Source organism: Streptomyces sp. NPDC058662 (assembly GCF_042716255.1).
Lineage (GTDB): Bacteria > Actinomycetota > Actinomycetes > Streptomycetales > Streptomycetaceae > Streptomyces.
The window spans coordinates 1-7,956 of sequence record NZ_JBHXRU010000168.1; the positions used below are offsets into that span (position 1 = coordinate 1).

General features: G+C 76.2%; 4 protein-coding genes and 1 pseudogene. 1 reads left to right on the plus strand and 4 read right to left on the minus strand.

What is annotated here, in order from left to right; translation table 11 throughout:
• Positions 1-435 precede the first annotated feature (435 nt).
• Positions 436-621, minus strand: a complete 186-nt coding sequence (locus ACFWUQ_RS30550; protein ID WP_384544500.1) for a hypothetical protein — start codon at positions 619-621, stop codon at positions 436-438.
• A gap of 565 nt (positions 622-1,186) precedes the next feature.
• On the opposite strand from ACFWUQ_RS30550, the pseudogene ACFWUQ_RS30555 reads away from it, so the two are divergent.
• Positions 1,187-2,522: pseudogene (locus tag ACFWUQ_RS30555) on the plus strand (serine/threonine-protein kinase); the annotation flags it as partial.
• Here ACFWUQ_RS30555 and ACFWUQ_RS30560 read toward each other — a convergent pair.
• From ACFWUQ_RS30560 to cobT, 3 genes are all read right to left on the minus strand, one after another.
• A complete protein-coding gene (locus ACFWUQ_RS30560; RefSeq protein WP_384544502.1) occupies positions 2,512-3,333 on the minus strand; it encodes a TrmH family RNA methyltransferase in 822 nt (273 codons plus the stop codon). The pseudogene ACFWUQ_RS30555 and the gene ACFWUQ_RS30560 overlap by 11 nt on opposite strands.
• Positions 3,334-3,375: 42 nt before the next feature.
• A complete protein-coding gene (gene cobA / locus ACFWUQ_RS30565; RefSeq protein ID WP_384544504.1) occupies positions 3,376-4,611 on the minus strand; it encodes a uroporphyrinogen-III C-methyltransferase in 1,236 nt (411 codons plus the stop codon).
• 933 nt (positions 4,612-5,544) lie between these two features.
• On the minus strand, positions 5,545-7,956 hold a 2,412-nt coding region (cobT, locus tag ACFWUQ_RS30570), incomplete at its 5' end, for a nicotinate-nucleotide--dimethylbenzimidazole phosphoribosyltransferase (RefSeq protein WP_384544506.1).

Sequence of the window (7,956 nt, forward strand, 5' to 3'; positions counted from 1 at the left end):
GACACGGGGCGGCGCGGACACGGGGCGGCGCGGACACGGGGCGGCGCGGAGGCGGGGCAGCGCGGACACGAGGCGGCGCGGACACGAGGCGGCGGGGCGGCGCGGCGGCGCGGGCCGGGTGGCAGCGCGGACGCGGGGCGGGGACGCCGCGGGGACACTCGGGCCGGGTGGTGGACGGCAGGGGGCCCGCAAGCGGGCGGTAGCGCGTTGGAAAGCGCCGCGGGTCGGCCGTGACGGGCCGGGGGGCAGAGCACCCGCGGATAGGCCGCGGGAGCACCGCGGCTTACGGGGTGGGGTGAAAAAGGGTGCTGCCCGTGCGACTCCCCAGTCGTACGGGCAGCACCCTTCACCTGCCGTCCGTCGCGCCCCCGTCCCCACGGGGTTCGACAGGCCGATGTCCCGGCCCGGACCGCTCTTCCGGGCCTGGGGCGCCGCTCAGCGCCCCAGCATCACACCCACGGACGACGCTTGTGCCGCCACCTGTTCGAAGCCTCCGAAGAGGAAGAGCAGGACGGCGGCCAGGGGGAGCACCATGGCCGCGGCCACCAGAGGGTGGCGCGTACCGGACTCATGGCTGTTGAACGCGAATGCCTTGCGTCCGTGCCGTGCGATGTCCGCCATGGCCCTCTCCCTGTCGTGTTGGCAGCGGCGGGCTTGTGACCTCGGGGGACGAGTGCTCCACCCGCCGCTTGTCCTCAACACTAGGCGCGCGGAGGGGCCGTGGCCTCATGCCTGTGGACCCATTGGCGGGCCTCCCGGAGGATGACGGGGCCCATCCCGTGTACTCCCCTGGGTGGAGATCGCTCCCCCGTTGTAGGGGTCTTCCCGGAAGGGGTGACCGCAGGGTGGTGACTTCGCTCACTTACGTCACTCTCCGCACACCCGGCGCCGCGCGGCGGACAGCGCGAAGATCCACTCGGCCGCGGTCGGCGCACGGCGGAGCCCACCCCCGGGCGCGGGGCCCGCCGGTGGGCCGTCCGGGAGCCAACACCCTTGGGCGAAAGGATGTTTGAGCCATCGGGACGCATCCCTGCCGACGGCCGGGCGGGAGGGCCGCGGGCCCCCCAAGTGTGCGGTGACGCACTGACAATCGAATCCCCCGGCGAGGGCGCGGCCTCTGAGCGCGCATGCCGGATGGTCCGTAAGCTGTGCCACGTCAACAGGACGACCGGTCAGCGGGGTGGACATGGCGATGATGCGGCTCCGGCGCGAGGACCCGCGTGTCGTCGGCTCGTTCAGGCTGCACCGTCGGCTGGGGGCCGGCGGGATGGGCGTGGTCTACCTGGGGTCGGACCGGCGCGGGCAGCGCGTCGCCCTCAAGGTCATCCGGCCGGATCTGGCCGAGGACCAGGAGTTCCGCTCGCGGTTCGCCCGCGAGGTCTCCGCGGCCCGGCGGATCCGGGGCGGTTGCACCGCGCGCCTGGTGGCGGCGGACCTGGACGCCGAGCGGCCGTGGTTCGCCACCCAGTACGTGCCCGGGCCGTCCCTCCACGACAAGGTGACCGAGGAGGGGCCCCTGACGGCGGCCCAGATCGCCGCCGTCGGTGCCGCCCTGTCCGAGGGCCTGGTCGCCGTGCACGAGGCGGGGGTCGTCCACCGGGACCTCAAGCCCTCGAACATCCTGCTCTCCCCCAAGGGCCCCCGGATCATCGACTTCGGCATCGCGTGGGCCACCGGGGCGAGCACGCTCACCCATGTGGGTACGGCCGTCGGCTCCCCCGGTTTCCTCGCGCCCGAACAGGTGCGCGGCGCCGCCGTCACGCCCGCCACCGACGTCTTCGCGCTGGGAGCCACCCTCGCGTACGCGGCGACGGCCGACTCGCCCTTCGGGCACGGCAGTTCCGAGGTCATGCTGTACCGCGTGGTGCACGAGGAGCCGCATCTGGCCGGGGTGCCGGACGCGCTGGCCCCGCTCGTCCAGGCGTGTCTGGCCAAGGACCCCGAGGACAGGCCCAGCACGCTCCAGCTGTCGATGCGCCTCAAGGAGATCGCGGCGCGTGAGGCGCAGGGCCTGTCGGACAGCCGTCCCCCCGTGCAGCGCACCCGCCCCGAGCGCCCGGCCGACCGGACCGCGCAGTACACCGACCGCTACCCCGACCAGCGCACGGAGCGTCGTACGGGAGGCACCCCCGTCCCCCGGTCGCAGGGCGGACCCGGCTCGCGGCCCTCGTCCTCGCGCCACACCGGCAACCCGGGCGGCCCGTCCTCCCGGCCCACCGCCGGCCGTACGGGGGGCCGCCCGGCGCCCCGGACCACGGGGGCGGGGCGCCGGCCCGCGCGGCCGGATCCGAGGATGATGCGGCAGCGGCTGATCGTGTTCGTGGTGGTGACACTGATCGTGGCGCTGGGTATCGCGGCAGCTCAGAAGCTGTAGCGGAGCGGACGGGCGGGGCCGGCCTCGGCCGCGCAGGCTCCGCGACCGGGTGGGCGGAACCACCGCCGGCCCGGCCAGGACCGGCGGGCGTCCGGGTGACCGGCCCGGCGGACGCCCGCCCGACCGGGCCTCCGGATCTACGGCTGGGCCGCGCGGCCCTGGGCCACCGCGTAGAAGGCGACCGCGGCCGCCGCGCCCACGTTCAGCGAGTCCACGCCGTGCGCCATGGGGATGCGTACCCAGTCGTCGGCGGCGACCAGGGCCTGCGTGGACAGGCCGTCGCCCTCCGCGCCCAGCATCAGGGCGACCCGGTCCAGGGACTGCGGGGCGGCCACGTCGATCGGCGAGGCCTTCTCGTGCGGGGTGAGGGCGAGCAGCTTGAACCCCGCCTCGCGCACCGAGTCCAGACCCCTGGGCCAGGCGTCCAGGCGGGCGTAGGGGACGGAGAAGACCGCGCCCATGGAGACCTTCACCGAGCGGCGGTAGAGCGGGTCCGCGCAGTCGGGGGACAGCAGCACCGCGTCCATGCCGAGGGCGGCGGCGCTGCGGAAGATGGCCCCGATGTTGGTGTGGTCGTTGACCGCTTCCATGATGACCACGCGCCGGGTGGTGGCGAGGAGTTCCTCGGCCGTGGGCAGCGGCTTGCGCTGCATGGAGGCGAGGGCGCCGCGGTGCACGTGGTAGCCGGTGACGCGTTCGGCGAGCTCCGGGCTGACGGCGTACACCGGGGCGGGGAGCTCGTCGATGACATCGCGCATGACGTCGACCCATTTGGCGGAGAGCAGCATCGAGCGCATCTCGTAACCGGCGTCCTTGGCCCGTCTGATGACCTTCTCGCCCTCGGCGATGAAGAGGCCTTCGGCGGGCTCGCGGCGCCGCCGGAGTTCGACGTCGGTCAGACCCGTGTAGTCGCGCAGGCGCGGGTCGTCGGGGTCCTCGATGGTGATGAGATCAGCCACAGGGTGATACTGCCTTGTCCTGGGTGCGGTGCCAACGGCCTGTCAGGCGCCGGCGGTGGGAGCGCTCGGGGTTCCGACGCGGACGACCTCGCCGATGACGATGACGGCCGGAGGGCGGACCCCCTGCGCGCGGACGGTCTCGGCGACCGTGGCGAGGGTGGCGTCGACGCGGCGCTGGGCGGCGGTGGTGCCCTCCTGGACGACCGCGACCGGGGTGTCCGCGGAGCGCCCGTGGCGGACGAGCGCCTCGGAGATCAGGCCGATCTTGTCGACGCCCATGAGGATGACCAGCGTGCCGGTGAGCCGGGCCAGGGCGGCCCAGTCGACGAGCGAGCGCGGGTCGTCGGGGCCGACGTGGCCGCTGACGACGGTGAACTCGTGAGCGACGCCCCGGTGGGTGACCGGGATGCCGACGGCGCCGGGCACCGAGATGGAGCTGGAGATGCCGGGCACGACCGTGCAGGGGATACCCGCCTCGGCGAGGGCCTGGAGCTCCTCCATGCCGCGGCCGAAGACGTACGGGTCCCCGCCCTTGAGCCGGACCACGGCCTTGCCGGCCTTGGCGTGCTCGATCAGGGCGTTGTTGATGGCCTCCTGCGCCATGAACCGGCCGTACGGGATCTTCGCGGCGTCGATGACCTCGACGTGCGGGGGGAGCTCGTCGAGCAGGTCGCGGGGACCTAGGCGGTCGGCGATGACCACGTCCGCCTCGGCGAGGAGGCGGCGGCCCCGCACGGTGATCAGGTCGGGGTCGCCGGGGCCGCCGCCGACGAGGGCGACGCCGGGGGTCGACCGGTGGCGGTGGCCGGGGGCGGTGAGGGTGCCGTCGCGCAGGCCCTCGACGACGGCGTCGCGGACGGCGGCCGAGCGGCGGGGGTCGTTGCCGGTCAGCACGGCGACGGTGACGCCCTCGACGCGGCCGGTGGCCGGGGTCCAGGCGCTGGCGGCGGAGGCGTCGTCGGCGCGCACGCACCAGACCCGCTCGCGCTCGGCCTCGGCGGAGGCGCGCTCGTTGGCCTCGCGGTTCTGGGTGGCGACGAGGGCGTACCAGGCGCCGGCGAGGTCGCCGTCCTCGTAGCGGCGGCGCTCCCAGCGGATCTCGCCGGTCTCGGCCATGGCGTCGACGGAGGGGGTGGCGGAGGGCGAGACGAGCAGGACGTCGGCGCCGGCCGCGATGAGCGCCGGCAGGCGGCGCTGGGCCACCTGGCCGCCGCCGATGACGACGACGCGGCGGCCCGCCAGGCGGAGTCCTACGGGGTAGGCGGGAGTGTCGGCCATGGCGGATGCGGCTCCTGGTGCGGCGGAGGGGGCCGCTGCGACGCTGGAGCGGCTGGTACGAGGGGTTTCCGGTGTCCGGATCAACGATACGACCCGCCGGGGCGGACGACCTGACCGGGTCGCCCGCCCGGCCCCGGCCCGGGGGGCGCGGCCGGGGCCCCGGGGGGTGCGGCTGCGGGGCTCCCGCCGGAGTCCCCGCGTGCGGCGGAACGGACCACGGCCTGCGGGCGCGGTACGCGGTGCGCGGCGTCGCGGACGGGGGGCGGGGTGCGGGGACGCGGTGCGCGGCGGTGCGGACCGGGGGCGGGGCGCGGGGCCGCGGTGCGCGGCGGTGCGGACGGGGGCGGGGTGCCGGTGGCGGCGGCGGACGTGGGCGGGGTGCGGGAAGCGGTGGCCGGGGCGCGTGGGGGATCGCGGAGTCGGCGGGTGGCGGCGGTGGCGGGGCCGGGCGGGAGGTGGCGGGGGCTTCGGGGTGGGGTGGGGACACTCCGGGACGTCTCCTCGGCTCGCGAACCCTGAGCCGGACCGGTCCGCTGGTCGGCGGTGGGTTCGCTCGGCCTGCGGGGACATCCCGGAGTGTCCCCACCCCACGCACCCCACGTCCGTACGCGGAGACACCCTGTCCGGAGGATGCGGGGCACTCCCCCAGCCCCGCCAGCGTTCGAGGCACTCACCCAGCCCCGCCGGCGTTCGAGGCACTCCCTTAGCCTCGCCGGCGTTGAGGCGCGGGGTCTGGGGCGGAGCCCCAGGGGCACCCGGCACGAGGAACCGCGCCCGTCCCGCCCCGCCTGCCCGGGCGCACCCTCGGGGGCGGGTGCCTCGCCTCCAGCCTCCGCCGGCGAGGCTGGAGGCGCGGGGGCTGGGGCGGAGCCCCACGGGCCGCCGGGGGGCCTTCGGAGGTCAGCGGGGGCTGTTCGGGGGGCGGGGCGGGGGTTACTTTTCTGTGACGCCCGCCGAGTCGAAGGTGGCTACCTCGTGCATCGCGCGGGCCGCGCTCTGGACCAGGGGGAGGGCCAGCAGCGCGCCCGTGCCCTCGCCGAGGCGCAGGTCCAGGTCGACCAGCGGGCGCAGGCCGAGCCGGTTCAGGGCCGCCACGTGGCCCGGTTCCGCGCTGCGGTGGCCCGCGATGCACGCCGACAGGGATTCCGGGGCGATGGCGCGCGCCACGAGGGCGGCCGCGCCGGCGCTGACGCCGTCCAGGATGACCGGCGTACGCAGGGACGCGCCGCCGAGCAGGAGCCCCACGATCGCCGCGTGCTCCAGGCCGCCGATGGCGGCGAGGACGCCGATCGGGTCCGCCGGGTCGGGCTGGTGGAGCTCCAGGGCGCGGCGTACGACCTCGACCTTGCGGGAGTGGGTCTCGTCGTTGATGCCCGTGCCCCGGCCGGTGACCTCCGCGGGGTCGACGCCCGTGAAGACCGAGATGAGGGCGGCGGACACGGTGGTGTTCGCGATGCCCATCTCGCCGGTGAGGAGGGCCTTGTTGCCGGCGGCGACGAGGTCGCGGGCCGTCTCGATGCCCACCTCGATCGCCGCGACCGCCTCCTCGCGGGTCATGGCCGGCTCGGTGGACAGGTCGGCCGTGCCGGGGCGGATCTTGCGCGGGAGCAGTCCGGGGGTCGCCGGCAGGTCGCCGGCGACGCCGACGTCGATGACGCACACCTCGGCGCCCACCTGGTTGGCGAAGGCGTTGCAGACCGCGCCGCCGCCCAGGAAGTTGGCCACCATCTGCGTGGTGACCTCCTGCGGCCACGGGGTGACGCCCTGGGCGTGCACGCCGTGGTCGCCGGCGAAGATGGCGACGGCGGCCGGCTCCGGGATCGGCGGCGGGCAGACCCGGGAGAGGCCCGACAGCTGTGCGGAGATGATTTCGAGCATGCCCAGGGCCCCGGCGGGCTTGGTCATGCGCTTCTGGCGCTCCCACGCCTCGCCGAGCGCCTTCGCGTCGAGCGGGCGGATGCTGGCGACCGTCTCCGAGAGGAGGTCGTGCGGCTCCTCGCCGGGCAGCGCGCGGCGGCCGTAGGTCTCCTCGTGGACCACCCAGGACAGGGGGCGGCGCTGGGACCAGCCGGCCTGCGCCAGTTCGGGCTCCTCGGGGAACTCGTCGACGTAGCCGACGCACAGGTACGCGACGACCTCCAGGTGCTCCGGCAGGCCGAGTTCGCGGACCATCTCGCGCTCGTCGAAGAAGCTGACCCAGCCGACGCCGAGGCCCTCGGCGCGGGCGGCGAGCCAGAGGTTCTCGACGGCGAGGGCCGAGGAGTACGGGGCCATCTGCGGCTGGGTGTGCCGGCCGAGGGTGTGGCGGCCGCCGCGGGTGGGGTCGGCGGTGACGACGATGTTCACCGGGGTGTCGAGGATGGCCTCGATCTTGAGTTCCTTGAACTGCTTCGCCCGGCCCTTGGGCAGCGACTTCGCGTACGCCTCGCGCTGGCGCTGGGCGAGCTCGTGCATCGTGCGGCGGGTCTCGGCCGAGCGGATGACGACGAAGTCCCAGGGCTGCGAGTGGCCGACGCTGGGCGCGGTGTGGGCCGCTTCCAGGACGCGCAGCAGCACCTCGTGCGGGATCGGGTCGGTACGGAAGCCCTTGCGGATGTCGCGGCGCTCGCGCATGACGCGCAGGACGGCCTCGCGCTCGGCGTCGGCATAGCCGGGGGCCGGCTCGCCCGCGGCGGCGGGCTCGGCGGGCTCCGGGGCGGCGGCGAGCGGCTCGGGCTGCCCGGTCTCCTGCGCCGCGGGCTGGGGCTCCGGGGCGGCCGGGGCGGGCTCCGCCGCGACGACGGGCCCGGGCTCGGGCTCGGGTACGACGGCTTCCGCGGCCGGCACCTCGACCGGGCCGGGGAGCGGCTCGGCGGGGGCCTCGGCCTCGACGGCCTGCGGTGCGGCCGGGACCTCGATCGCGGCGGGCTCCGGGGAGACGGGGGCGGCGGGCTCGATCTCGGTCTCGGTCTCGGACAGCGCCGCGGCGGGGACGGCCTCCGCCGGTACGGGCTCGGCGGCTACGAGCTCGGGGGCTGCGGCCTCCGCCGGTACGGCCTCGGCCGCTACGGCCTCGGCGGCTGCGGCCTCGGCCGCGATCGGCGCGGCGGGCTGCGGCTCCGGCTCCGGCGCGGCGGCCTCGGCGGGCATCTCGAAGACCGGGGCGATCGGCTCGGGCTGCGGCTCGGGCAGGGCGGCCTCGGCGGCCGGCATGGCGAAGACCGGCGCCTCGAAGGCCGGCTCCTCGAAGACCGGCGCCGGGTCGGCGGCCGGCTCGTCGGCAACCGCGGCCGGCGCTTCGGTCGGGGCGGTCTCGGCGGCGGGCGCCCGGTCGGGGGCCGGCAGGGCTTCGGCCTCCGCTGCGGG

Coding starts and splice junctions, on each gene's coding strand:
- cobA (WP_384544504.1), bottom strand. CDS start 4,611: ATGGCCGACACTCCCGCCTACCCCGTAGGACTCCGCCTGGCGGGCCGC.
- ACFWUQ_RS30550 (WP_384544500.1), bottom strand. CDS start 621: ATGGCGGACATCGCACGGCACGGACGCAAGGCATTCGCGTTCAACAGC.